This window comes from Bacillus sp. T33-2, assembly GCF_002860205.1.
Taxonomy (GTDB): Bacteria; Bacillota; Bacilli; order Bacillales; family Cytobacillaceae; genus T33-2.
This window is the reverse complement of record NZ_PGVB01000017.1, coordinates 1-25431: the sequence shown is the minus strand read 5'-3', so window position 1 is coordinate 25431 and position 25431 is coordinate 1. Positions and strand designations below refer to the sequence as shown.

The following is a 25431-nucleotide window of genomic DNA, read 5'->3' as shown; positions in this document are numbered from 1 at the left end:
CCTGTTTATAAATACTACAACTCCCAGTCGGTTTTCAAATGACAAAAGAATTATTGTGTTTCACTCTTACTTTTTCTTCTTGTTATTTCATCAAGAACAAAAAAGATAATAGAACACATCATAATAAAATATGCAAAAAAATGAGGGAAAATAAAGTATGTAATTGAGCCAAGACCTATATGAATCAAACCGGATACCAAGATCCGTATTTTTTTAAACTTCTGTGAAACAAAGTCTGCTAATAAAGAAACTGGTAATCCGTATAGTACATTACCTACCAACGAATAGATAAATACAATGATAAAACTCGAGAAATCGTTAAATGAGAGGGTGATAAACATATTTCGAAGAAAAATTAGAAAAAATCCAAAAGTAAAAATAACAGCTGTAAAAAAAGCCACATAAATTTTTCTAGCATTTTTCATATGGAATACCCCACACTTTTTAATTTTAGTATATGGGAAAGCATAACAAACACAAGAGTAATTAAGTTTCATAGAAGGATGAGCAAATTGTGTTGGCGTTGAGATAAGCAATGCAGTCCAAAGGCAGTTACTCTTGCTCTCCGTAACTGTTCCGATTATAAAGCTTTCTGCAAAACCACCAGTTGTTAGGAAATGAACACTGGTGGGGAGTACGGAGATGGGACAAGGATTCTCGTAGTGATTGATTATCTGCAATTAATTGTCGGTGACCCCAGGCACAAACAAAACCGCCAGGCGGAAATCAGTGAAATCAGCCGGTCATTGAAGCATATGGCGAGGGAGCTGAATGTAGTGGTCATTGCCTTGTCCCAGCTGAGCCGCGGCGTGGAAAGCCGGCAGGATAAACGGCCGATGCTGAGCGATTTAAGGGAATCGGGCCAAATAGAACAGGATTCTGATGTGATTGCCTTCCTCTACCGGGACGATTACTATGACAAGGAAGCCGAATCAAAAAATACGATCGATATCTTGTCGCAAAGCAGAGGAATTGGCCGGTCGGGACAGTAGAGCTTTCTTTTAATAAGGAATATGGAAAGTTTGCCGATCTGGGGATGTAGTAGTGGATGATAAGAGACGGCAGGACCGTGGCTACCTGCCGTTTTTCATTGTGTTATGAAAGCGTATCGATGCAAAGCTGTCCTGCAGGCTCTGCCGGTTTTAATTAACAAAAGAATTAATAGGCAGTTGTTTTTGAACTGCCTCATTTATGTTTATTCCACACATCACATATATACCGCGCTTCCGAGGTCAGCCAACTTTGCCCAGTAGGCTTGTATATCAGTTCTTGGTGTTGTTCAAATAAGCGTTTGGCATAACGCAGATTCATATCACGGATAGTCTGGTTGAGTAAATTAAGAATTTTCTTTTCGGTGTGGGTTAAAGAAAAATTAGCAGCATTCTCTTTTTCTTCCTTGATAAATTTGAGGAATTGTTTCGCCTCACCATTTAACACTTGGTAATTTTTATATTCGATTAGGCGTTCCCAGTCTCGCTCAATTAACTCCCGTGCTATATTGTACTTTTCCTCAAGGACTACTTTGTTGATAAGAGTCGTTACACTTTCTATTTTCAAGTTTACACCTCACCCACTATTAAAATAGGTATTATATACCATGTTAAGTGAGTATTTGGGACTAGTCAATAATTGAAACATAATTAAGTTTCATAGACAAGTTGAACAAAGATCAGCTGGGGGGAGTGTAAGCAAAGAGATTGAGGGGCAGTTCTTGCTGACCGCCATTGTTCCGATTAGAAAGCTTTCTGCAAAACAACCAGTTGTTAGTAAATAAACACTGGTTGTTTTTAATCTCCAAAATTCGACAACCCCTTTATAGTCACCTGCTTTGTAGTATAATATAATTTTCAGTAGGAGGAGATAGAATTGGGCAGGCACCTGAAAGTTGTGGAACAGGATAATATAGACAGGCGGGAGCTAGGTTATTATTTCACCCCTGATTTTATTTCGAAATATATTGGTAAACGTCTATTGATGATCAATCCCGACGGAAATAAAGTTTTAGACCCTTGCGTTGGAAAAGAGGAATTGCTGGAAGAGTTTTTCAACCGGGGCAAAATGGTTGATGGGATAGATGTGTTTAAATATAAAGAAGATTACAGATCTAATTTCAGTCAAAGAGACTTTATTGAATACTACCGTGAAATTAAGGCTTACGGAAATGATGTGCAAATTTCCTTTGAGGACTTGGTTGGCCTCGATGATCAAGAAAGAACAAGTGAACTGGATTACGATTACTATATAGCCAATCCACCCTATAATTGCCATGAAGTCAACTATATCAGGGATAACAAGAAACAGCTGCAACAGCTGTTTGCTGATGTGGGTGTTCATAATATGTACAGCATGTTCATATCGGCAATCATTGATGTGGCAAAGGAAGGCGCATTGATCGGCCTGATTACGTACGACTCCTTTTTTACATCGAAAGCACATGCAGACCTCAGGAAGAAAATATTAAATGAATGCACCATTCATGAAGTGACCATGTGCTCCAACGACTTATTCCATGACCAGGCAGCAGACGTAAGAACCAGCATATTGATTTTGCAAAAAGGAAAACAATATCAAGGGGAAGTTTTCGTCAGCAACCGTCCATTGTCAAAAGCGGATTTTCAAATTCAGTTAGAGAAACAACTTGTAGATTTTGAAACAGGAAACAGCAAGGGCTACCAGTTATCCGATATCATATTATCCAATGAAAAAGATAATAATGAGTTCATTATTGAATGTCCGGATGATATAAAGCTGCTTTTTGCCAATGACCGGCTGGGAGAACGGTTTAAATGTGTAACAGGGATCTCGACAGGCAAGGATGAATTATACCTGTCGAAAGTAAAAGCGGACCCGTTCATGATACCATTTTATAAAAATCCAGGTAAAAATAGATTTTTTACGGAAAACAATCTGTTTTTGCACAAGGATTTCCTGAAATTTGACAGTGAGATTAAAAACTTCATGGTCAGGAACAAGCAGCTCTTATATAAACCTGGAATTACCTGCTCTTCAATGGGAGTAGAGTTTACCGCGAGTCGGCTGCCGGAGGGCTCCACGTACGGGGTCAATGCCAATATCATTTGTGAGGACACAGATGCCTGGTGGTTATTGGCCTATCTTAATTCAGGATTGGTGACTTATTTGGTAAGAGGAATTTTGATTCGATCCAATATGATCACTTCAGGTTATGTATCACGGATTCCATTAATCAATGTAAATGAGGGAGAAAAAATCCTTTTGGGAAATCTCGCTTTAAAGGCTTACGAGCATGCGAAGAATAAGGAATCTTATGATCATGTGCTGGAAGAGATAAATGCTTTGGTGAACAACATAGCTGGAATAACCGAAAAGACCAATTTGATGATTAAAAATTTCACATTGAATCTAATTAAAAATACTTAAACAAGAAAACCCCAAAAGGAAAATCTTTTGGGGTTTCGTCGTATTAAATCTCTAATAAATCCTCTATTTTAACGCCGAGCAATTCCGCAATTTCGGCAATATATTCGCCATCTTCAAGTTTGTCAGCAATTGTCTTTTTAATTTTTGTCCTGCCGCCAAGCTTGGCAATTTTATTTTCCTTTTTCAGCAATTCCAGGAATTCTTCATTGGTTCTTTGGACCATTTCGTCCACATTTTTAAACTTGGCTGACTGAAGATTCCCGTTATTGCTTGGATTGACATAAACATCAGGTATCCAGGCTGTCGGGCACACAATGCATTTCAACAGCTCAACCTTCATGTCAGGATTGAACTTGATCAAGAAGGTGGCCACATATAAATTGACAGAAGGATTATTTTCAATAAAATTGATCAAGCCATCCGCCTTTGAAACATCATCCTTATTCACACGGCCGCCAAATACGGCAGATTTGATGTTTACAAACGAGTTAAAACCGGCTTCAAGTTCAAACTCAAAATCATAAACCCCAACCTCTGAGTCAGCAGGAACCACTTTTTCAAAGCCATATTCACTGCCATACATCTCGAGGTTCTGGCTAATCACTTCCTCGATGATTCTCCACACTGTCCTGCCTTTGCCGGACTTCCTCCAGCCGTACGGCATTAATTCTGGACTCGCGATTTGTATATGGCTGATCCTGTCCTTAATGAGAGAATTAATACTGTTTTCCAGTGCTAGCCTTTCCCTGGCAATTCTATCTATTTTCTCTTGTCTGTTCAAAACATTTCCCCCCAAGCTTTAAACTAATCGTATTATATCAGCTATTTTTCCCACCGTGTAAAAAACCGGGCGATATGTTGGAAGAATATATTGGAACAGCTGGAGAGCCTGGTCTCTTCCGTTTTCAAATTTTCAAAGTCATGAAACCGGTTTTACCAAACTGCCTCCCGATTCGACAAAGCTATGCAAAAATTTATGAAACTTAATCGAAATTTACAAAATGCCTACAATTTTTACCGTAAGTTATGGGCATTCCGGCTTTAGCTTAATAAAACCGGTTTAATATGTAACCTGTAAGGGAGGGAGGGCTTTGGCAACCATAAAGGAAGTTGCAGAAGCTGCTGGTGTTTCGAAAAGTACAGTTTCGAATGTGTTTAGCAAAAAACGGCCCATAAGCAAGGAAGTATCCGAACGAGTTTTACAAATCGCGAAGGAGTTAAACTATAAGCCCAATTATTTTGCACGGTCCCTCACGATGAAGGAAACGAAAATCATCGGTTTGAAGATGCAGGCGGAAAAGATTAAGTTCAGCCAGTTTCATTTGTCCTTATTAAATGGCGTGCTTCATGAATGTCATGAAATGGGCTATCAGCTTCTTGTGAATACTCTCTCTCAGCAGCATCAGCCTGAAATTCAAAACCAAGTATCGATCCCAGTGGACGGGGAAATCATCATGGATCCATCATATGAAGATCCGAGATTGAGCAGAGAGGCGATTAAAGCGATGCCAACTGTCATTATCGGCAAACCGCCCCCTGCTTATGAACATGCAACGAGCTATGTGGACAATGACAATATTGGAATTGCTTATGAAGTGGCATCCAGCCTTCTGGATAACGGGCATGAAAATATCATGTTCCTCAATGCGCCAAGGGAACGGACAGTTTCCATTGACCGTGAGGCCGGTTTCAAATGGGCACATATGGATCATAAAAAAGAATATGAAGCAGGTTTTATTTTATATCATAACGGCATAGACACTTCCGTTGATTTTGGCTTCAATTCAACCTTGGAAATGCTACAGCAGCATCCATACATAACTGCAATTATTGTTGATACAGATAAGATGGCACTCGGTGTGTACCGGGCTGCCAAAATGCTAAGCCTTGCCATTCCTGAACAGTTGTCTGTTTTTGCGTTCAGTGATGATTCTATTTTTCAAAGTGAACTGATCCCTCCTTTATCAAGTGTAAAACTCAATGCTGAGCTTTTAGGGTCGGAAGCTGCCAAATTATTGATTGATCAAATCGATTCAGACAAGAAGCTTGTGAAAAAAATTATTATCCCGGCAGATCTCAATTACAGAGAATCAACATCAGTGGCCACTTCTAAATCTAAAGCAAGGAGCGATAAATAATGAAATCAAAATCTAGCTATGTCCATAAAATCATGACGTTAGGTCTTGCTGGCAGCATCCTTTTGTCAGGCTGCAGTTCAAACGAAGAGTCTGAAAAAGCAGCTGCCACCAACAAAGAAGAAAAGACACTTCGTATTTTGACAAATGTAGTTGGCGGGAAGGATCCTGAAGAGCATCAGAAATTTGAAGAAGAAATTGAGAGATTGACAGGCATTAAAGTGGAAATGGAAAAACCGCCTGCAGATTATGATCAAAAATTGCTGGCATCCATGTCTTCGGGTGAAAAATTTGACCTTGTTTATTTAACGAAGCCAATGCTGGACGTTTTGGTGGAGCAAGGTGTCCTGACAGATTTAACAAAACAAGTGGAGAAATCTAAAATTCTTTCAGACTCTGACGTGATTCCAGAGGAAGAATGGGATCTTGTCCGGACAGAGGATGACAAGATTTATGGGGTATTTAACAAGTTTGAAGGCGGAACCCTGCCAACGGTTCGCCAGGATTGGATGGACAAGCTCGGACTCGAGGCGCCAGATACGCTGGATGGGTTTTATGAAGTGCTAAAAGCTTTTAAAGAAAAAGATCCTGATGGAAACGGCAAAAATGACACATACGGTTTATCCACTGCAGGCCTTTATGATATTCAAGGGTTCATGAGTGCAGAGGGCGTGAAATACCGGTATGTAATAGAGGACGGAAAACGCACGATTCCGTATGCAACGGAAGCAGCAGTGCCAGTTTATGAATGGTTCGCGAAATTATATAAAGACGGGATCCTGGATCCGAATTTTGCCACGAATGATTCTGGAAAAATGAGAGAATTGTTCCTGACAGACCGTGTGGGAATGGTCACATATTGGGATGCATGGGTAGGCTTGTTTAATAACATTAAACAAACTGAAGACCCTCAAACAACGTTTGAAGCAAAAGGTATTGCAGGTGCCGAAAGCCCTGACGGGAAAAAGATGCTGCGCCGTGGCGACCCAAGTTTGTGGGCCGTACCAGTGAATGCAGAACAGCCGGACACCGCGATGGAATTTTTAGAGTTCTGGCATTCTGAAGAAGGCAATATTTTAGGAACGCTCGGAATTAAAGACCATGATTACACCGTAAATAACGGAAAGTATGAACTGACTGAAACAGGAAAAGAGCATGGAATGGATCACGGGGCTCCTTTCCCGAACAACACAAAATTTGAAAACCCGATCGGCACATACCCGGGAGCGAAAGAAGCACAGCATTGAAAATGACTCAACCGTTGAAGTTTCCACTGCTGATTGGGCAGACGCAGAGAAGATCGTAACGAAATACGCCTTCCAGGCCATGATGGGTGAAATGGCTGCGAAGGATGCGGTCAGCAAAATGCATAAAGAACTGCTGGATGCTAATTTAATAGACAAATAATCAGACTTGGACAGAAGTGAGTATTCCCTTCTGTCCAGCCTCTTACGTAAAGGTGCTGGACTATGAAAGCCATAAAAAGACATTATTCTCTATACTTAATGTTGTTGCCGATATTCTTATATTTTATTCTATTTGCCTATTATCCTCTTGTCCGGGGCTTCATCATCAGCCTTCAGGATTTCCGGATCATCGGAGACCGTCCTTTTATCGGTTTTGACAACTATATGTATGTACTTAAGGACCCCGCATTTTTGCAAGCTACCATTAATACGTTTGCGATTAGTGGAGGAATCCTCATTATCGGATTTATTTTTCCGATTATCATTGCCATATCCTTGAATGAAGTCATAAATGGCGTTTTCAAACGATTCACTCAAACCGTGATCTATCTGCCTCACCTTTTTTCCTGGGTAGTCGTGGGCGGAATTTGGATTTTTCTTCTGTCCCCAGATGGAGGGCTGGTCAATGAATTACTGAAATGGTTTGGAAATGAAAAACCCATTCATTTTCTTGTGAAAGAAGACTATGCAAAGCCGGTTATGATCATAACAGCCATCTGGAAGGACATGGGCTACACCTGTATTTTGTACCTGGCAGCAATCGTCGGGATCAATCCTTCGCTCTATGAAGCTGCAAGCGTCGACGGGGCTAACAGATGGAACAAAATCCGCCATATTACTCTGCCACAGCTGGTGCCCACCCTGAAAGTTGTACTTTTGCTTAATGTGATGGGGATTTTAAGGATCTTTGACCAGATCTTCATTTTCAGCAATCCGGCCATTGCGCACGAAGTGAATGTGTTTATGACTTATACATATGAAAAGGGCATTTTGCAGTTTCAGATGGGGGTTGCATCAGCAGCAGCGTTTCTCGTATTGTTGATGACTTTGATTCTCTCATTGGTGACGAGAAGCTTATTAAAATATGATGAGGAGTCATTGTAGCATGAATAAACAATCAAAAATATTCACCACCCTCAACACTGCGTTTCTTTTGCTGCTGATACTCATCATGATTGTTCCAATCATTAATACATGGGCGGTATCTTTATCTTCCAATATCGCATCAATGCGGCCGGGGATTAAACTTTGGCCAGATGAGTTTTCGTTCAGTGGTTATGAAACGATTTGGAATCGATTGGAGCTTTGGCGTCCCTTTTTAAACAATACCATTGTGACAATTTTCGGGACGGCAGGGCATGTTGTCCTTGCCTCTATGGCTGGTTATGTCCTGATTCAGCCGACACTGTTCGGGAAAAAAATCATCATTACACTCATCATGGTTACCATGATGATCCCCGCTGAAGCAATCATGATTCCTCTTTATATCGTTAATAAAGAATTGGGTCTGTTAAACACGCTGACATCGTTAATCATCTCTGGCCTTGTATCAGGCTTCAGCATTTTATTAATGAGAAATTATTTCATGTCAGTCCCTTACAGTCTCTCTGAATCTGCAAAAATAGACGGGGCAAGTGACTTTAAAATCTTCTATAAAATTTATTTGCCAATGGCAAAACCGGGGCTGGCGACCATTACACTATTTGAATTTGTCAGCAGGTGGAACCACTTCACCAGTGCGCTTTTGTATATCAATGATTCCGAAAAATTCACGCTGCAGCTCGCACTTCGTTCATTAATCATTACATCTGACTCAACGTCGAGCAGTGATTTCTTTACCAATAATGTCAGGATGGCCGGCATCATGATTGCCTTGATCCCATTGCTGATTATTTATCCTTTTGTTCAGAAATATTTTGTGAAAGGAATCACGCTGGGGTCGACGAAAGAATAACCGCAAAAAGGAGTACATATGAAAAACACCATCGTTCAAAACCTGTCAAGAACTATATCACCGAATGAACAAGGCTCCTGCCTGGAAGTCGAGTTTGAGATGCCTGTTCATGTAAAAAAACTGCATGTGAAGTATGAAATATTGCATAATGGCACCGGCGCATCCATTGTGGATCTTGGTGTAAAGGATCCTTTAGCAATTCGCGGCTGGAGCGGGGGAGCGAGGAAAGAATTTTCCATTGAGGCGCACCATGCGACACCAGGTTATCTTCATGGGGAGCTGCCGGAAGGTGTATGGGCCGTATTGCTAGGTTTATATAAAATATCTCCAGAAGGCTGTACAGTGAACATCGCAATTGAAATGGAAAAAAGTGAAGGGTCATGGCTTAAAGGGGATTGGCACACGCATACCGTTCACAGCGATGGCAAATTCACGTTTGCGGACGTAATCGCTAAAGCGGAGCAAAAGGGCCTTGATTTCATCGCCCTTACAGACCATAACACGATCAGCCAAAACTTAACTTACCCAAGGGATACATCACTCGTTTTTATTCCCGGAATGGAGCTGACTACACATAAAGGCCACAGTAATTTGCTCGGTCTCGTCAATCCGGGCATTGATTTTCGCTTCAGTACAACGGAACGGATGAATGAAGCACTGCTGAATGCCAAAGAAAAGGGTGCGACAATTGTTTTAAATCACCCCCATTGTTCCAATTGCCCGTGGGAGTATGATTTTGAGGTGCCGTTCGACTGGATTGAAGTATGGAACGGACCGTGGAGGAAGGAAAATAAACATACACTTGCCTGGTGGCATGAACAGCTTTGCAAAGGCAAGAGGATTGTGGCGGTTGGAGGCAGTGATGTACACAGACCGGAAAAATTCATTGAACACGGTACTCCAACGACTCATGTTTGGAGCGGGAGCAAAACGATGGCAGCCATATTGGACGGCATGCATAAAGGCCATGCCTTTATGAGTTACGATGTGCATGGTCCGACAATTGATTTGGCCTATGGCCAGTACCAGATGGGCGATGTAATTCCAGTCAGTGGTGAATCTCTTATCGTGAAGCTGAATCATTTAATCGAAGGTGACATCATCAAGATCATATCAGATGTCGATGTTCAGGAGAGACGGTGCGAGGACGGGGCCGGAAGCAAGGAACTGAGCTGTAAAATTGAAAATCAAATGTTTATAAGGGTTGAAATATGGCGTTATTTTGAGGTCGTCGATGCGGTTCTTTTGGCGGCAATGAGCAACCCGATTTATTTTGAAACTTCCGTTCCGAAGAAATAAGGTGGGATTTGTGATCAAAGAAGCATCAAATCCCATTCCGTCTTCACTGCAGTTTTTTCAAACTACTAAAACACTGTTGGCAGTAAGCTGGTTAAATACTTTAGCAAACAGTTTATCGAATATTTTTGTTAATATCTTTTTGTTTAAAGTCACTGAACAGTTTGGGATCGTCGTCTTGTTCAATTTGATGATGTATATTGCATGGCTGCCAGCCTTTGTAGCGGCGGGCTGGCTGGGCAAACGGACCTCAAAAAGGAATGGCTTGATTATCGGCAATAGTTTTCAATTTGTATTTTATCTATGCATCTTGTTGTTGGGTGAGCAGGCAGGGGATCATGTCGTTTTACTTGGACTGTTGTTTGGGGTTGGTTCGGGGTTTTACTGGCTGTCAATCAACGTCATGTCGGTGGACTATACGACGAATTCAAACCGGGACTGGTTCAATGGTGTCAACGGGATGGTGAATTCCATTTCCCAAATGCTTGGCCCGTTTCTGGCAGGCTTGTTCATCGTCAATTTCGAGAGGTTATCAGGATACTATATTATTTTTGGCTGCTCCTTTGTGATTTTCTTTTTTACCATTCTGTTAAGTCTTCAATTTCCACGGGAAGATGGCGAAAAGAAATTCTACTGGCGTGAAATGCTTGCTGTCCATGGTAATCGTGAATGGAGGGCCTTGACGTACGCCTTCATGGCAAACGCCTTTCGAGGAGGCGTGCTGTCATTCGTCATTCTTGTTTGGGTGTTCATGGTCACAAAAGATGAGTCTGCGTTAGGGGCGTTTTCACTTCTATCAACGGGCCTTACATTTCTTATGTATTATATGGTAGGGAAGTATGGCAAAGGAAAGCGGCGCTTAAAGTATATGTTGATCGGAAATGTGTTTCTGAGTATCGCGCTGTTGGGCTTGGTATTTGAAGTGAGTTGGACTACGCTATTAATCTATGGGGTATTGTCTGGAATCTGTATGCCCTTGTTCGAGCTTCCATTTCACACAATTGCTTTGAACAATATATCCGATCATGACCAGAAGGGTAAGCTGCGGATGGAACTTGTTGTGGCGAGGGAAGCGGCCCTCAGTATCGGCAGAATATCCAGTGTCCTGATGTTATATGCCATATACAATATTGACGGCCATTCCCAGATTTATATTCAGGGATTTATCATATTGGTTGTTTTAATTGGTCTTTTGCCACATCTTTTTTTACGGTCTGTTTCAAGAGGAATTACCCAATAAGTACTTCAGGCGGCAGAGAGCCAGGGCTCCCTGCCGGTTATGTTATTGTTTTATCCAATCCCAGGCCTCTTCAATCTGATCCTGCCCAAAATGCTTTGCCTCAATACCGGGCAAATAATTGCCAAGCATCGTCATTGCCGCCAGCCAGTCTAGTTCACTCACGACCGCAAATTTGTTGAACTGCCGCCAGCGTTTGGCATCAAACTTTACACCGTCGACCACCCCTCTCAAAGTAGAGCCGTCCACATCATGTATGACAGCGAGGATGTTGAATTTTTGGTCTTCTGTGAAGCTGGTTTTCACGTAGTCATCCAGCTTTTCTGCGTCTTGTTTTGTGGCGTTACCTTCGAACTCCAGGGCTATGGTTGATAAATCCCTGCTCGGCCTGAATGTAATCATTGTGAGTACCTCCAAAATTTTTTATATACAACCATACCCAACCATATCCTATTAAAACAAATGGTGGGTCTTCCCACCCCTTATCAAAAAAGGGTTGTCTGGGTCTTGCCTCGCTGCTTGCCAACTATATTGTTTTGTTAGACGATAAGCATATGGACAAAAAATATACAGCTGTAGCAGTTCACGAAATCATCTAGAATAAAATGGAGGGCGGCCAACGTTGGGAAAAGGGGTAGTACCAGCGAAGCTGTCACCACCCGCAATAGGGAAATGTCAAGATCAATAAGTTATTTAAGTTTAATACCTCTAACATGCATACCCCCGTCCTGTTTTGGATGGGGGGTGTAATAAGGTTGTTAAATTTTTATAAAGAATGCTTTAGCAATAAAGTCGTTTAAAAATCTTAGTTTTATTCTACAATCGCGCCCGATTATGGAAGACCCAAAATTTTATTTGGGACTTATATGTATGCCTTCGCTCTCACGCCAATCTGCGTAGAGTATACGTTTCACATTATCATATCCATTGATAGATAATTGGTGATCTAACCACTGTTGATCAAATCCGAGTTCATGTAAATTATACCATAAAATTTCCCCATCTATAATTAACGATGTTGGGAGGTTTACTGGACTTTCTGGAAGATTGAGATCTTGCTTTTCTGGTTTTTGATACTTGGATTGTAATAATAAACTTATTTGTCCATTAGCTTCCAATATACCGTATTTGACTTCCCTAACTGAAAAAACATTACTTTGACGGAGTATACTCAGTACTTGATTTACATCCAATTTGTTTTTCTTAAGTAACCTTCGATCCATGACTCCATCCCGAATGATGATGTTAGGATCGCCTAATAACAGAGAACGTGTCGATTTATTTTTTAGAGTCAAAAACTCTATTCCCAACATAAGAAGCGTCCATAATCCGATGGCATATAAAAAATGAAAAGTGCTTACCTTATCTTCATAAATGGTATTCCCTAAAAAATCTCCAAGTACTAACACAAAAACTAAGTGAAACGGGGTTAACTGATACATGGATGTTCTTCCGGTTACGATAATGATAAAAAATAAGGTGACAAAACCTACGATGGTTTTGATGGTCAGTAAACCAATATTAACTTCTACCAAAGTTTTTCCTCCAATATAAATTTTACTTAGTTGTAAAATCTTGAGCTTGAGAAAATTAGAAATTCCAACGATGATGTAATATATGAATGAATAACTGTATCTCCACTCTAAATAATAAACAAGTTTGACCCACCGCAAAAAGGTTCACCAATAAAGGCGTATGTAAGATCATATTGATTGAGGCGGTTATAAAAAATTTCCATGTTCTAAAATATTGATAGTAACAACTTGTAAGCTACAGGTATCATTGAAAAATCAAAAGGAAAGGCCCTGGGAATAATAGGTGGGAATGCAATTGGATCATCCCAAAATCTATATTGTAAACCAACTACATATAATAAGGTTGTTGTTATGATAATTATGGTACCAAACAACAAAATTTCTAAACTTTTAACGAGTTTAGCACATATCACCCATACAAAGTTTCTGGTACGGATCACTTATACTTAACGGCAGTATGCCCAGATTTGGCATTTAGTCTACTTGAACTTAATTTTATTGTCCAGTTAAGTGTAGCCGATTCATGGGTTTGAGGAACCTGTCTGAACGACATAATTTTTATTTTAGGAGCGATCCAACGTGGAAGTTTTTGCAGAATATTTAGCGCATATTGACAACCCGCACCATCGGGGCCGAACGGAAGAAGTTTTAACTTGGGTACTAAGAAATTTCCGGGTTTAATGCCAAAAATTGCGTGGAATCAGCCTGTGTTTACCCATCACGGCACATTTATTATTGGCTTTAGCGTAGCCAAACATCATTTGGCTTTGCCCCTGAAAGGGCAGGGGTTAATCATTTTTCTGCTGGCATTTGCAGGCTGGCTATGATCATAGCAAGGAGTTGGTACGTGGGATAGTCCGGTTGATTTCTCATTACTTGAGAAAATGATCGAGTTTAATATTTTGAATAAGGCAGACTGTTCAACTTTTTGGCGGAAATAGAAAAACGAGGATAGCCCTTAGAAAGTCTGTTAGGGCTTCTTAAGGTTTCTGGGAGGCCACCTACACGAAAGGATACCGCAAATTACGGTCATTTTAATACACTGCATATGGAAATTGTTCAATAAGCCTGCCTCTGCAGCTTATTTTTTTTGTTTCTATTTGGATTTGTGAAATTTCGTACTTTAACTACTACTGGCAGGTTTAACAAGAGGGATTATTAAAATTTAAGCGTAAAAAGTAAAAATAATAAGCCATTCAGCTTATTATTGGACATATTGAGGGAAGTTTTCCCTTACGAATTCATTTTCTTCAGCAGAACTTAGAACGCCGTATGCTTTACCAACTGAACCTTCTTGGTGCTCCCAAAGGAAATTGTGATCAGAATGAATGTTATCGAACCAACCCTTCTTCCAATTTCCTGCAATCTCAAGCAACTTCTCTTTTTCAGCAAAGTTACTATTAGAAACTATGTCGTACACTTGACTAACAGTGTCTTCAACCATTGGAATAGCACCAAATTTTCTTTCTGCCCTAACTTTCTGATGCGTCATTTTGTGCATTACACCCATCACTTGATCTTCGGTAGATTCTGGAGTAAGTCCAGTGTCATATTCAATCCCATCAATGAAACCAATTCGTTCTGAAAGTTCTTTAACAGCCTCTTCTTCAGCGCGTTTTGCTTCTTCTCCTCGTTCTCTCGCTAATTCAGCAAGTCGTTCTTCTTCGTACTTTTGTTTCTCTTGCAGTTGTAATTCATAAGAACGAGCGTTTGCGTTAATCTTATAAACTGCAAATGCAGCAATTATCAGCATAATAACAAGGATTACTAATGCAATGAACAGCTTCTTGTTTTTTTCTTTTTGCAATTCAGTTCTCATAATATAGCAACACCTGCTTATTCTTAAGTTTAACAGTCCTGAGTCAACGGCCCGAAATGTTCCTTTATATGTTCATTTTAATTTAGATTATATATTTTATGGAGGGAAATAGTAAGCGTATAAATAATTTTCTTTGTCAGCGTGCACTTATCCTTAATACAATATTTGGAACTGTACGGAAAGCTTAACAGGAATTTGGTGTTCAAGGATAGCTTACCTATCCAATAAAATTTGTTATATAAATGTAGTATTAAGTTAGTAAATTTCCCTACAATAAAAACGTACGTTAGGGCCAGATGCCGCATCAGGCGGTTTTTTCTTATATTGCCTCTTTATATTTAAATATTATTCTCCTTGTCAGTAGTTCAATTAGTATTTAGTTTTATAAGTGAAATCAGAGGACATTTTTTGAAAAGAAAATCAACAGGAAAATCGACAAATTTCGATAAAATTCGATAAATAGTTCTTTTTACTCATATTCTTTGTTACTCTAACGTGTAAAATAAAAGAATCCTAGGATAAAAGATATAATTTTGAAAAATTCGAGATCTAATTCATCTCAATGAAGATAACTGCTATGCTTTCACGTTAAGAAAACGGCAAAGAAGAATAGTGTTGTGAAAATAGTCTGTTAAAGTCCGTTATTAGATAACTTTAAGGAGAAATGTGTATGTTTTTCAAGTCAGCTTCAAACGGAATATCTACCTCGTTATTGGAGGAGAGCAGGAAACTGCGCATAGCGTTGGAAAAGAATGATTTCAGTGGTTCATTCGACTTTTCTAGTGAAGATCCGGGATATCCGGAGTTTATCGAAAATATCAATATAATCCTACAACAAATGAATAAACGCGAAGAAAGATTATCGACAAGGTTGCAACTGGTGACTGAAGCTATTGAAGTTGGATTATGGGAAATGGACATCGTAAATGGAGATCCGGATCATCCTGAAAATACTTTCGTGTGGGGAGATGAAGTGCGCAGAATCCTTGGGTATCAGGATGAAACTGACTTCCCGAACAGCCTTGGCAGCTTGTTAAAAATTTTACATCCTGAAGACCTGGACGCAGTACTTGAAAATTTCAATAAACACTTAGTTGACCGTACGGGCAAGACTCCTTTTGATATGGAATACCGTGTATTTGCTAAAGGAGAATACCGCTGGATTCATGCAACCGGAGCGTCGGTAAGGAATTCAGATGGAATACCTGTATTAGTGGCGGGTGCGTTATTTGATATCAACATAAAGAAACTTAAGGAGCAAGAGTTAAAGGGATTAGTTACCAGACACGACCTGATCAATCAAGCGCTTGTAGAGGCACCTTGGGATATGACGGTTGTCGCAGGTGATGTGATTAATCCTAATAATGAGTTATGGTGGTCTCCTCAATTCCGAAAGACACTTGGTTTCACAGATGAGAAGGATTTTCCGAATGTCATGAGCAGCTGGTCCAGCCGAATTCATCCAGAGGATTCTGAAATGACACTAGCAGCTTTTGCTGCCCATTTGAATGACTATTCTGGAAAAACTCCATTTGATGTTAGCTACCGCATACAATTGAAAAATGGGGAATATCGCTGGTTCCAGGCAGGTGGAGCCACACTTCGGGATCGAAATGGGGTTCCACTGCGGGTAGCCGGGACGATAAGGGATATTTCTCATGAAAAAAATAAAGAGCTGATTGTGGAAACGATGACGAGCAGAATGCAACAGCTTTCGGATTCGCTAGAAGAAATGGTAAGGGGAATCAGCTCAATTACCAATCATGCACAAGAACTGGCTATCGCTCAAGAACAATCAACTGCCGCTGCCAATAAAGCAAAGAGTTATGCAGATGACACTCAAAACATTTCGAACTTTATCAAAGGCATTGCAGACCAAACGAATCTGCTTGGTCTAAATGCTGCGATAGAAGCGGCGCGTGCAGGCGAGCAGGGGCGTGGTTTCGGAGTGGTGGCTGATGAAGTCAGAAAACTCGCCGTTAGCAGTGCGGATGCCACCGGAAACATTGAGAACAGTTTGAATGAAATGAAGGATCTTATCGAAACAATTATTCATCACATGAGTAAAATCAGTAATCTCGCTCAAACCCAGGCAGCCTTGACAGAAGAAGTGAATGCGTCAGTAGAAGAGATTAGTCAAACATCACAAGATCTGGTGGATTTCGCCAAAACAATTTAAGTTGATTTTAGAGTTGCGGATGAAGTGAGGAAGTCAGCCGAACAGCCACAACCATCTACCAAATTAATAGCTAATTTAATTACACTCATTCAAAAAGATACAGAACAATCCGTTAAAATTATGAGTGAAGAAATGAAAATGCAGAAGATGGTGTAAAAGTATCTGAAGTAACCAAAGTAAGTTCGCGACAATTCTTGAAAGCACTCAAAATATCACTCCACCACTTGTAGAAATAACGGCTACTGTTCAACAAATTTCCGCAAGTGTTGAAGAACTGGCTGAATCCGCTAAAGTTATTACAGGGTTAGCCAAAGCAAATGCTTCCAGCTCAGCACCAACAGAAGAACAACTTGCTTCCATGCAAGAAATCCATGCTTCGTGAACTGCATTAGCTTCAATGGCTGAAGATTTACAAGATATGGTCAAAAAATTTAAACTATAATAGTTTTTAAACTGGTGAGGCTTGAAAGCCTCTCTTTTTTATTTGAGAGTATATCTGTTAAAACAAGTAATAGGTAAATATTTCCCGCATAATTTTACTTATTTTCACACGATATAATTAACGAAATAGTCGTTAACATGAATGTATATTTTTTCATGCAGCTGCCGTATCTATATAAAGCACTTAGCATACAAAGGAGAACGAGATGCCATACTCTAGTTTTATTTCTCAGGTAGATAACAGCAACACAGGAATGCTATTTAAAGTAAAAAAACACGACGATCAGTACATACATACATTTTGCAAAGGGAAATTACTTCATGCATTAGGGCTTGAACCTGGTGATATTATTGGCAAAACCGTATTTGACATTTTTCCTGCTCATTTGGCCGGTGCCAAACATGAATTTTGTGAAAAAGCCTGGACAGGTGAATGTGTACAGTACGAAGCGTTTTATAAAAATGTCTATTATCTTACCACCTTAACGCCAGTATTCGAAAACGGTGTTGTAACTGAAATAGCAGGGACAGCTTTCAATGTCTCAGGAATCAAAGCCAGGGAAATTGAACTGCGAGAGAGGCAGATGATATACCATTCGGTTGTAACAACGATGAGTGAAGGAATATTAATTTTAGAAAAAGATGGAAAAGTAACAACATTAAATGATAACGTTGAAAAATTGACCGGTATGGTTTCCGGTGTTTACGATGAAGAAACTGCAGCTCAATTAGGCATTCAGCTGTTTGACGAGTTTGGAAAACCCCTGCCGTACACAGAATGGCCGGCTTTTTTAAGTATTGAAACAGGCCTGCGCTTCCAAAATGTTGAGGTAAGCGTACTCAAAAAGAACGGACATACCAGATGGTTTTCACTTAACTCAAGCCCCATCACCATATCAGGTAAAGCTGCCGCTCTTGTTTCATTCTTCGAAATCACAAAACAGAAACAACAGGAGATGGAATTACTGGAAACATTGGCTTTTCAAAAGACTCTTCTGGATAATTTGGATAACGGCATCGTTGTGATAGACAACACAAGACAAGTCACCATGATTAATAAGAAAGCATTGGAAACGCTTGGGCTGACAGGACAGATTGGAGACTACACTGGGCTATTTGCGCCTGATTTTCATAGTCTATGGAAAGATCAAGAATTTATAGACCAGCTTGTCATAAGTACAATGGTTGACGGAAATATCAAATCTGCTGAAATAGAAACTGTACATGGAAAAATTCTGGAGGCAACTTATATTCCCTTTAATTTTAAGAAAAAATTCAGTGGTCATATATTTGAATTTATTGATATTACTGAACGAAAAAAATTAGAGAGTAGTTTAATCATGTCTAAGGAATTAGCAGAACAAGCCAATATGGCGAAATCGGAATTTTTGTCTAAAATGAGCCATGAACTCCGAACCCCCCTCAACGGTGTTCTTGGATTTGCCCAGCTGTTAGAAATGGATACGCAACTAGACGAGATACACCTTGATTATGTCCAGGAAATAATAAAAGGCGGCCGCCATCTTCTTCAGTTGATCAATGAAATATTGGACCTGTCCAGAATCGAAACAGGCAAAATAAAAATTAATCTTGAGACCGTTAATGCCTATGATACCATCAATGAATGTATTAAAAATATTGAAGCAGTGGCGATGTTGAAAAACATTTCGGTAATTAGAGAAATCGAGGAATGTAAGGATGTTTATGTGTCGGTTGACCCCATCCGCATTAAACAAGTTTTGTACAATCTTCTAGACAATGCAGTTAAGTATAATCAGATAAATGGTGAAGTTAAAATATCAGTTACCTGCGCAGAAGATAAATTAATCATTCACATAAAAGATTCTGGAGAGGGCATATCCAACGAAGAACATAAAAATATTTTTAAACCTTTTTATCGAATAGAACAAACGAAAATAGAAGGCAACGGTATTGGGTTACCATTAGCGAAACAGTTAGTAGTATTAATGGGCGGTGATATGGGTGTTTCCAGCGTTTTAGGACAAGGTAGTGATTTCTGGTTCAGCCTAAACGTTGGAGCGCCAGAAAAAGATATCATAACCGATCACGTTGAACATCCAGAACTTCATATCAATCATAGTAGATCCACCCGGATTTTATATGTAGAGGATAACGAGGCGAACATTAATTTATTGAACCGCATAATTAATTTATTGCCAGGATACAATATCACTGTTGGCCGGACCGGTGAAGAAGGAATAAAGATCGCTCAAAAAGAAAAATTTGATTTGATTCTGCTGGATCTGAATTTGCCTGATATGAATGGTCAAGAAGTGTTTGATTGTTTAAAGCGATTTCCAAAAACACTTGAGACTCCAATAGTCGCTCTAAGTGCGAATGCTATGCCCGACGAAATTAAGAAAACCATTAATCAGGGATTTACAAATTATCTTACGAAGCCAATTGAAATTAAGGAGTTCCTCACCCTGCTGAATGACATTGTTGAACCAACAAAATAGAATCTCGGAAACATTGTTGATGCAATCGTATATCTAATGATTTTCTCCTTTGATTTTTCTAATTAGATTAAAATTACCTTTTTATTTGGTGGTTTTTCCGGACTAATCCACATCATAAAAGCCTGTATTTTGATCCTGTTTTCTCCACTATAACATTTTGGCTTATAAAAGAACCCCAGTACAACAATAAAGGGTAAAGGGAGTCAGACTTATAATTATAGTAGTAGAAACCTGTTGCATTGCCTGGGTACAAAAATTAGATAAAATAAAAGGATTATCCATCACTACCAATACTTTTCTAAAATAACTTTATGACTTTTATGTTACAGCATTACAGGCTGGCGAGCTTGCAGCAGGTGGAAAAGTTTCAGGAACAATATCTTTTGAACAACCAGCAGGAGATACTGGACTTCAGCTACAATATATTCCATCTTTCTGGTCAGACAAAACGATCAAGGTTAACTTGCAATAGTATGAAAAAACAGTGGTAGTAATGAACTGCACCCCAAATTTTAGACACCGTCTAAAGTTTGGAGGTGCTTTTCTTTTGGGTAAATTTTCGAACGAAGAAAAACTTAGAGTTGCGAAACGATAATTAGAAGGAAATGATGGGGACCAACTATCGCACCAAGAACTTAGTTTCATTTTAGTAAGCTTCAGTATTGGGTAAGAAAATATGAATCTCACGGTGAAAAAGCTTTTTCCAAAAGCTCTATACATTATTCACCACAATATAAGTTAGACTTACTTAAATATATGAACGAAACACCAAGAGATAGTATCACTTGATTTTTTCGTCTTAACTCTTTTAAAGACGAGTGATAAGCAGTAGACTACATTTTCATTTATAACCCTGCTAAACAAACGGGTGCGTTTATCTAAGAAGGATAACGCAGCTTTTTGTTGAAGTTATTGTACTAAGGAGCAGTTCAGTCCTTATTCAATTATGAGAACAACCCAAGTAGGAAACTAATATGACAAAGAGAAATAAGGAGTTGTCACTAGAACAACGTGAAGAACTATTAAGGACTTTAAGAGCCCGTTTTGAGAAGAACATGCACCGACATGAAGGTCTCGAATGGGCTGAAGTACAAGCTAACATCGAAGCTAATACTGAAAAAATGTGGTCGCTCAATGAAATGGAGGGCACTGGCGATGAACCGGATGTTGTTGGCCATGATAAAAAGACGGGCGAATACATTTTTTATGATTGTTCAGCGGAAAGTCCTAAAGGTCGCAGAAGTGTTTGTTACGACCGTGAAGCTCTGGAGTCAAGAAAAAAACACAAACCAGAAAATAACGCTATTGATATGGCAACTGCCATGGGAATTGAACTATTAACTGAAGAACAATACCGGATGCTGCAGAAACTTGAAAATTTCGATATGAAGACATCGAGCTGGGTGCAAACACCTGCTAGTATCAGAAAACTTGGCGGGGCCATCTTTTGTGATTATCGCTACGACACTGTATTTGTATACCATAATGGAGCGGATTCCTACTATGCTGCAAGGGGTTTCCGTGGCTCTCTAAGGGTCTGAAATTTACCCTAAAGTAAAATTCAATCATCTTATTTTTCGCTGGAAAAACTTTCTGAAGGTGTATATGCTGGGATTGCTCGAAAAGGCGAAGGTGCAATGGGGAATTCAGGATTTATTGATAATGAGGGATTTAAAAACAATGAGCGTAAGTAATTGACGGTATTCGGATTATTTGGTGGAATACCCTTTGACTTTGTTATTTCGCTCTATCCACGAACTGCGTTAACCACTTCATAGTTGATTTTTGAACAGGATTTTTGATAAAAATGCAGAACTATAATACAGATAACATTAAAGGGAGGTATTAATTGTGTCTAACTTCATTTCTCATATAGCTACTGTTGAGATTCCCGTAACAAACCTTAACGAATCCATCCATTTTTATACAGACATTCTTGGTGTTAAAGTGGAATTTAAAGGAGATAAGAATGCAATGCTTACATTCAGTACAAAGGGTGTACCTTCTTTGTTCTTGGTTGAAACCGAAGCTAACAAGAGTTTATCTTTTCTAAATACAAATAACGGTATTATACATAGTGTAATTGACTTTTATACTCCAAAGTTAAAAGAATTCTATAATTGGCTCGTGGAGAAAAAGGTTGAAGTAGGAAACCTAAATATAAGTGATGAAACTGGTATCGGTGGGTTCGGTTTTAAAGACCCCGATGGAAATTTAATTAGTGCATGCAATGTTCTTCATGAAAATCAATAAATTTACGGAGCTTTCCACCAAATATATTGGTGGATTTTTTATGCTGCACATTAGGGGCTACTTTACATGAATTAATATTTTGATAAAGTATTAAAATCTATTTTTCCACTACATATTCCGAAGAGCCGTAATTAATAAAAGTATCGAGCATAGTAGGCTATTATATAAAGATTTTGAAGGATAGTACTTACACGAACGGGTGCGTTTTCCAGGAAGGATTAACACTTTATTTGTAGAAGTCCTTGTTGAACAAAGGGGGCAGGTTAGAAGGATAATGGACAAGAACATCCATATTTTTAGATTTAGAGAAAAGCCCATTGTAAAGGCTCTTTTTTGATTCTTATGGAAAAATATCACATAGTGTTGTATCAAATTATGATATAGCTCTAGACATATATATCACATCATGATATATTTTTAGATATATATCGCTTTATGATATATTTTAAAAAGATACAGAAGGTGATTGGTTGAAGAAAACTGAGCAATTAACAGATTCAATGTTTTATATTATGGCTGCTTTAACTAAACCAAGGCATGGTTACGCTATTATGAACTTAATTGAAGAAACAACAAAAGGAGCAATTACTATAGGTCCTGCTTCAATGTACACGATTATTAAAAAGTTATTAAAACAAGAGTGGATTTATTTGCATGATGGGTCGGATTCAAGACGTAAAACATATCTGCTTACTGAAAAGGGCAGAGAAGTATTAGAAGAAGATGTGAAGCTAAGAAAACTGATGATTCAATTAGCGGAAACTGGATTGAAGGAGGTTCTAGAATGAGGCAAACAAAGTATATTACGTCAGGTGGGTTAGCTTTTTCTGAGGATAAGGACATGGAAAAATTACGCCGATTTTCTTTGAAGGGTTGGCATGTCAGTGACTTTAAGTTTATGGGGTATGCGCTTAAAAGAGGAGAAAGCTCAGATTATATCTACAGTGTAGATTATCGTTCATTAAAAGAGGATGAAAAAGAGGAATATTTTTACTTTTTTTCATCTTCTGGATGGACGCATATTGCCTCAGAAGGAGATATTCATTTATTTCGAGCACATCCTGGTACAAAACCGATTTATAGTGACCGTGACACATCAGTTGAAAAGTATGAAAATTCAATTGGTTCCATGAAATATCTAGCAATTCCGTTAGTTTTAATAACAGTACTCATATGGGTTGGAGCAATGATAAGCACTGGTGCCTTAAAATCATTACTTCATGTAATAGCTGTTATTCTTAGTATAATTGCCATCCCAACAGCTTGGACTGTAATCGCGACATACAATAACAAATGGAAGGTTAAAGGAAAAAAAGGATTAGTCAATCTATTGAAACCTATACCATTCTTTCTCTTCTTAATTGCTGTTATTATATTGTTATTTGTCGATGACTCAGACAGTGCAGCTCGCCTCTTAGCGTCTATGGTAATTGGTGCGGTCGCACTTCCAACTGCTATTTGGGTCATCATGTCTCTTTATCATAAAATGGGGGGCAACAGAGCTTAGTATAGGAGTCGAAAAATAAAGTTTTTAGATACCGTTATTGAGTTAATGGGGGCGATGCTTCAAGAGCGAAGGATCGCTTTTTTTGCTTATTCAAGTAACGGGCAGGTGTGCGGCCGAGCCTAGGTCGTATCATATAGCGGGTGGGATTCCCGCCGAGTAAGAACTAGCCATTCGCTCGTAGCGAGTCTTGGAGGGCTAATGGTAACTTTAGCCTTTAAGCTTAGATAGTTAGGTGGCGGGACGAAAGCCAAATGGTTGAAGGGATTGAGCTCCATAATCGTTAGTAAATCGGGAGGGCTGATGCCTTACCTGCGTGCAGAAAGCAACATTTTATCCTTCGTCAAAGGCAAGAAGGGTAAAGCCTCCCTGGAGTCAGAGACCTTGGCACGTTACACATGGATATGATACGGCAACTCGGGAGACCCTACCGGTCTTTTCAGATGAAGAGTATGGTGTACAAGCGATAATAAGCAAGGAAACCAAATGCCGTGTAGGGAGTCGGATAGCAGCGTAGTACCAATGAAGTTGGGTAATGCCGATGGAGGGAAGGCTAGCTACCAGTTATCATCCTTACTAGGGACACATTAACTACACACAGAGGTAGGAATAATTAATGGAAACAAAACTACTAAGGATAGCAGAATTAGCGAAATCAGAGCCTAAAATGAAATTCACATCTCTGGTGCATTTACTGAATGCGCAATTCTTAACTCAGTGTCATCATGAATTGCCAAATAAAAAGGCAACTGGTATCAATGGAACGACAAAAGAACAATACAGTGACAGCCTGGAAGAAAACATAGAGGATCTAGTAAGTAGGCTTAAAAGCAAAAGTTACCGTCCTGTTCCAGTAAGACGAATGTATATCCCAAAGCTCAGCTCAAACAAGATGAGACCGTTGGGAATACCGGAACATGAAGATAAAATTGTTCAAAAGGGCATTACGAAAATACTAAATGCCATCTATGAAAATGACTTTCTAGACTGCTCATTTGGGTTCCGTCCAAATAGAAACTGCCATGATGCGCTGAAAATACTGAATCAATATATTGAGAAGAGAGCAGTAAGTTATGTAGTCGATGTAGATATTAAAGGATTCTTTGATAACGTTGACCACAAATGGATGATGGAATTCTTGAAACTCCGAATCACTGACCCCAACCTACTGAGAATAATCAGCAGGTTTCTTAAAGGTGGATACATGGAGGAGGGTAAGAACTACAAGACAGACACTGGTACACCGCAAGGTGGAGTGATATCTCCGATATTAGCCAATGTCTATCTCCATTACGTTCTTGATCTATGGTTTGAAAAAGTGGTTAGGAAACAATGTAAAGGCCAGGCATATATAGTAAGATACGCAGATGATTTTGTTTGTTGTTTTCAGAATAAAAGTGAAGCCCAGCAATTCTTCCATTCATTAAAAGCCAGATTAAAGAAATTTAACCTGGAAATAGCCGAGGATAAAACTAAAATTATTCCTTTCGGACGGTTTGCGGAAAAGAATGCAAAACGTGACGGGACTGGCAAACCAGATACTTTTGATTTCCTCGGGTTTACCCACTATTGTGGGGTAAGTAAACAGGGTAATTTCCGAGTTAAACGGAAAACCAGCAGGAAGAAAGTCCAAGGCAAACTAAAAGAAACCAAAGAATGGCTGAAGAATAACAGGAATAAAGATATTCATACCATTATGGATAGGTTTAAACGCTCACTCATAGGTTACTACAACTATTATTGCATCACAGATAATACCCAGACTGTCAATAACTTCAAAGAGAAAATCGAGTATTTACTATTTAAATGGCTAAACAGAAGAAGTCAAAGGAAGTCCTTTACTTGGGATAAATTCAGGCTCTTTCTTAATAAATATCCACTACCTTCACCTATATAAGTTGAACTAAAGATTTTCCTGAATTACATTTGATTCCATCCTTATACACAGTCGG

At 39.2% G+C, this 25431-nt stretch carries 21 protein-coding genes and 3 pseudogenes; 18 read left to right on the top strand and 6 right to left on the bottom strand.

Annotation, left to right across the window (positions count from 1 at the left end; translation table 11 throughout):
- Positions 1-50: 50 nt before the first annotated feature.
- Complete coding sequence (locus tag CVD19_RS13385) at positions 51-425, bottom strand: hypothetical protein (protein WP_101582357.1); 375 nt, start codon at positions 423-425, stop codon at positions 51-53.
- 225 nt (positions 426-650) lie between these two features.
- Here CVD19_RS13385 and CVD19_RS13380 point away from each other — a divergent pair.
- Positions 651-1042: pseudogene (locus tag CVD19_RS13380) on the top strand (DnaB-like helicase C-terminal domain-containing protein); the annotation flags it as partial.
- 143 nt (positions 1043-1185) lie between these two features.
- On the opposite strand, the gene CVD19_RS13375 reads toward CVD19_RS13380, so the two are convergent.
- Positions 1186-1557 (bottom strand): hypothetical protein, encoded by a 372-nt coding sequence (locus CVD19_RS13375; RefSeq protein ID WP_101582356.1) that lies wholly within the window; start codon positions 1555-1557, stop codon positions 1186-1188.
- A 309-nt stretch (positions 1558-1866) separates the two neighbouring features.
- Between CVD19_RS13375 and CVD19_RS13370 the strand changes: the two genes are divergently transcribed.
- Positions 1867-3399 (top strand): N-6 DNA methylase, encoded by a 1533-nt coding sequence (locus tag CVD19_RS13370; RefSeq protein WP_101582355.1) that lies wholly within the window; start codon positions 1867-1869, stop codon positions 3397-3399.
- Positions 3400-3442: 43 nt separating this feature from the next.
- On the opposite strand, the gene CVD19_RS13365 is transcribed toward CVD19_RS13370, so the two are convergent.
- Positions 3443-4180: a hypothetical protein gene (locus CVD19_RS13365; protein WP_101582354.1), complete on the bottom strand. Its 738-nt coding sequence runs from the start codon at positions 4178-4180 to the stop codon at positions 3443-3445.
- A 310-nt stretch (positions 4181-4490) separates the two neighbouring features.
- Here CVD19_RS13365 and CVD19_RS13360 point away from each other — a divergent pair, with 310 nt between their 5' ends.
- From CVD19_RS13360 to CVD19_RS13335, 7 genes are all read left to right on the top strand, one after another.
- A complete protein-coding gene (locus CVD19_RS13360) occupies positions 4491-5537 on the top strand; it encodes a LacI family DNA-binding transcriptional regulator (RefSeq protein ID WP_101582353.1) in 1047 nt (348 codons plus the stop codon).
- A complete protein-coding gene (locus CVD19_RS13355) occupies positions 5537-6781 on the top strand; it encodes an extracellular solute-binding protein (RefSeq protein WP_257985132.1) in 1245 nt (414 codons plus the stop codon). Before CVD19_RS13360 ends, CVD19_RS13355 begins: the two co-directional genes overlap by 1 nt.
- The gene (locus CVD19_RS25480; RefSeq protein ID WP_257985131.1) at positions 6732-6941 is read left to right on the top strand and encodes a hypothetical protein; all 210 of its coding nucleotides are present in this window, start codon (positions 6732-6734) and stop codon (positions 6939-6941) included. The genes CVD19_RS13355 and CVD19_RS25480 overlap by 50 nt, the downstream gene beginning before the upstream one ends.
- Positions 6942-7003: 62 nt before the next feature.
- Positions 7004-7885 (top strand): ABC transporter permease subunit, encoded by an 882-nt coding sequence (locus tag CVD19_RS13350; protein WP_101582352.1) that lies wholly within the window; start codon positions 7004-7006, stop codon positions 7883-7885.
- 1 nt (position 7886) lies between these two features.
- Positions 7887-8735, top strand: coding sequence for a carbohydrate ABC transporter permease (locus CVD19_RS13345; protein ID WP_257985130.1), 849 nt, complete (start codon positions 7887-7889; stop codon positions 8733-8735).
- 18 nt (positions 8736-8753) lie between these two features.
- The gene (locus tag CVD19_RS13340; protein WP_101582351.1) at positions 8754-10034 is read left to right on the top strand and encodes a CehA/McbA family metallohydrolase; all 1281 of its coding nucleotides are present in this window, start codon (positions 8754-8756) and stop codon (positions 10032-10034) included.
- A 10-nt stretch (positions 10035-10044) separates the two neighbouring features.
- Complete coding sequence (locus tag CVD19_RS13335) at positions 10045-11271, top strand: MFS transporter (protein WP_180953620.1); 1227 nt, start codon at positions 10045-10047, stop codon at positions 11269-11271.
- A 42-nt stretch (positions 11272-11313) separates the two neighbouring features.
- Here CVD19_RS13335 and CVD19_RS13330 read toward each other — a convergent pair whose 3' ends face one another.
- Together CVD19_RS13330 and CVD19_RS13325 are read right to left on the bottom strand one after the other, a co-directional pair.
- Positions 11314-11670: an STAS/SEC14 domain-containing protein gene (locus CVD19_RS13330; protein ID WP_101582349.1), complete on the bottom strand. Its 357-nt coding sequence runs from the start codon at positions 11668-11670 to the stop codon at positions 11314-11316.
- A gap of 449 nt (positions 11671-12119) precedes the next feature.
- Positions 12120-12803: a DUF421 domain-containing protein gene (locus CVD19_RS13325; RefSeq protein WP_101582419.1), complete on the bottom strand. Its 684-nt coding sequence runs from the start codon at positions 12801-12803 to the stop codon at positions 12120-12122.
- A 579-nt stretch (positions 12804-13382) separates the two neighbouring features.
- Between CVD19_RS13325 and CVD19_RS13315 the strand changes: the two are divergent.
- Positions 13383-13744: pseudogene (locus tag CVD19_RS13315) on the top strand (iron chaperone).
- Positions 13745-14007: 263 nt separating this feature from the next.
- On the opposite strand, the gene CVD19_RS13310 reads toward CVD19_RS13315, so the two are convergent.
- A complete protein-coding gene (locus CVD19_RS13310; RefSeq protein ID WP_101582348.1) occupies positions 14008-14622 on the bottom strand; it encodes a DUF6241 domain-containing protein in 615 nt (204 codons plus the stop codon).
- Positions 14623-15292: 670 nt separating this feature from the next.
- On the opposite strand from CVD19_RS13310, the gene CVD19_RS25730 reads away from it, so the two are divergent.
- From CVD19_RS25730 to ltrA, 8 genes and pseudogenes are all read left to right on the top strand, one after another.
- Complete coding sequence (locus tag CVD19_RS25730; protein ID WP_101582347.1) at positions 15293-16801, top strand: methyl-accepting chemotaxis protein; 1509 nt, start codon at positions 15293-15295, stop codon at positions 16799-16801.
- A gap of 647 nt (positions 16802-17448) precedes the next feature.
- A complete protein-coding gene (locus CVD19_RS13300; RefSeq protein ID WP_101582346.1) occupies positions 17449-19722 on the top strand; it encodes a PAS domain-containing hybrid sensor histidine kinase/response regulator in 2274 nt (757 codons plus the stop codon).
- Positions 19723-20059: 337 nt separating this feature from the next.
- Positions 20060-20194 (top strand): annotated as a pseudogene (locus CVD19_RS25865) (DUF4352 domain-containing protein); the annotation flags it as partial.
- Positions 20195-20696: 502 nt separating this feature from the next.
- On the top strand, positions 20697-21263 hold the full coding sequence (locus CVD19_RS13290) for a DUF4256 domain-containing protein (RefSeq protein WP_101582345.1): 567 nt from the start codon (positions 20697-20699) through the stop codon (positions 21261-21263).
- 310 nt (positions 21264-21573) lie between these two features.
- The gene (locus CVD19_RS13285) at positions 21574-21975 is read left to right on the top strand and encodes a VOC family protein (RefSeq protein WP_101582344.1); all 402 of its coding nucleotides are present in this window, start codon (positions 21574-21576) and stop codon (positions 21973-21975) included.
- 470 nt (positions 21976-22445) lie between these two features.
- A complete protein-coding gene (locus CVD19_RS13280) occupies positions 22446-22763 on the top strand; it encodes a PadR family transcriptional regulator (protein WP_101582343.1) in 318 nt (105 codons plus the stop codon).
- Positions 22760-23482 (top strand): DUF2812 domain-containing protein, encoded by a 723-nt coding sequence (locus tag CVD19_RS13275; RefSeq protein WP_101582342.1) that lies wholly within the window; start codon positions 22760-22762, stop codon positions 23480-23482. Before CVD19_RS13280 ends, CVD19_RS13275 begins: the two co-directional genes overlap by 4 nt.
- A gap of 613 nt (positions 23483-24095) precedes the next feature.
- Entirely contained in the window at positions 24096-25376 is a 1281-nt protein-coding gene (ltrA, locus tag CVD19_RS13270) for a group II intron reverse transcriptase/maturase (RefSeq protein WP_101582341.1), read from the top strand.
- The last annotated feature ends 55 nt before the right edge of the window (positions 25377-25431 follow it).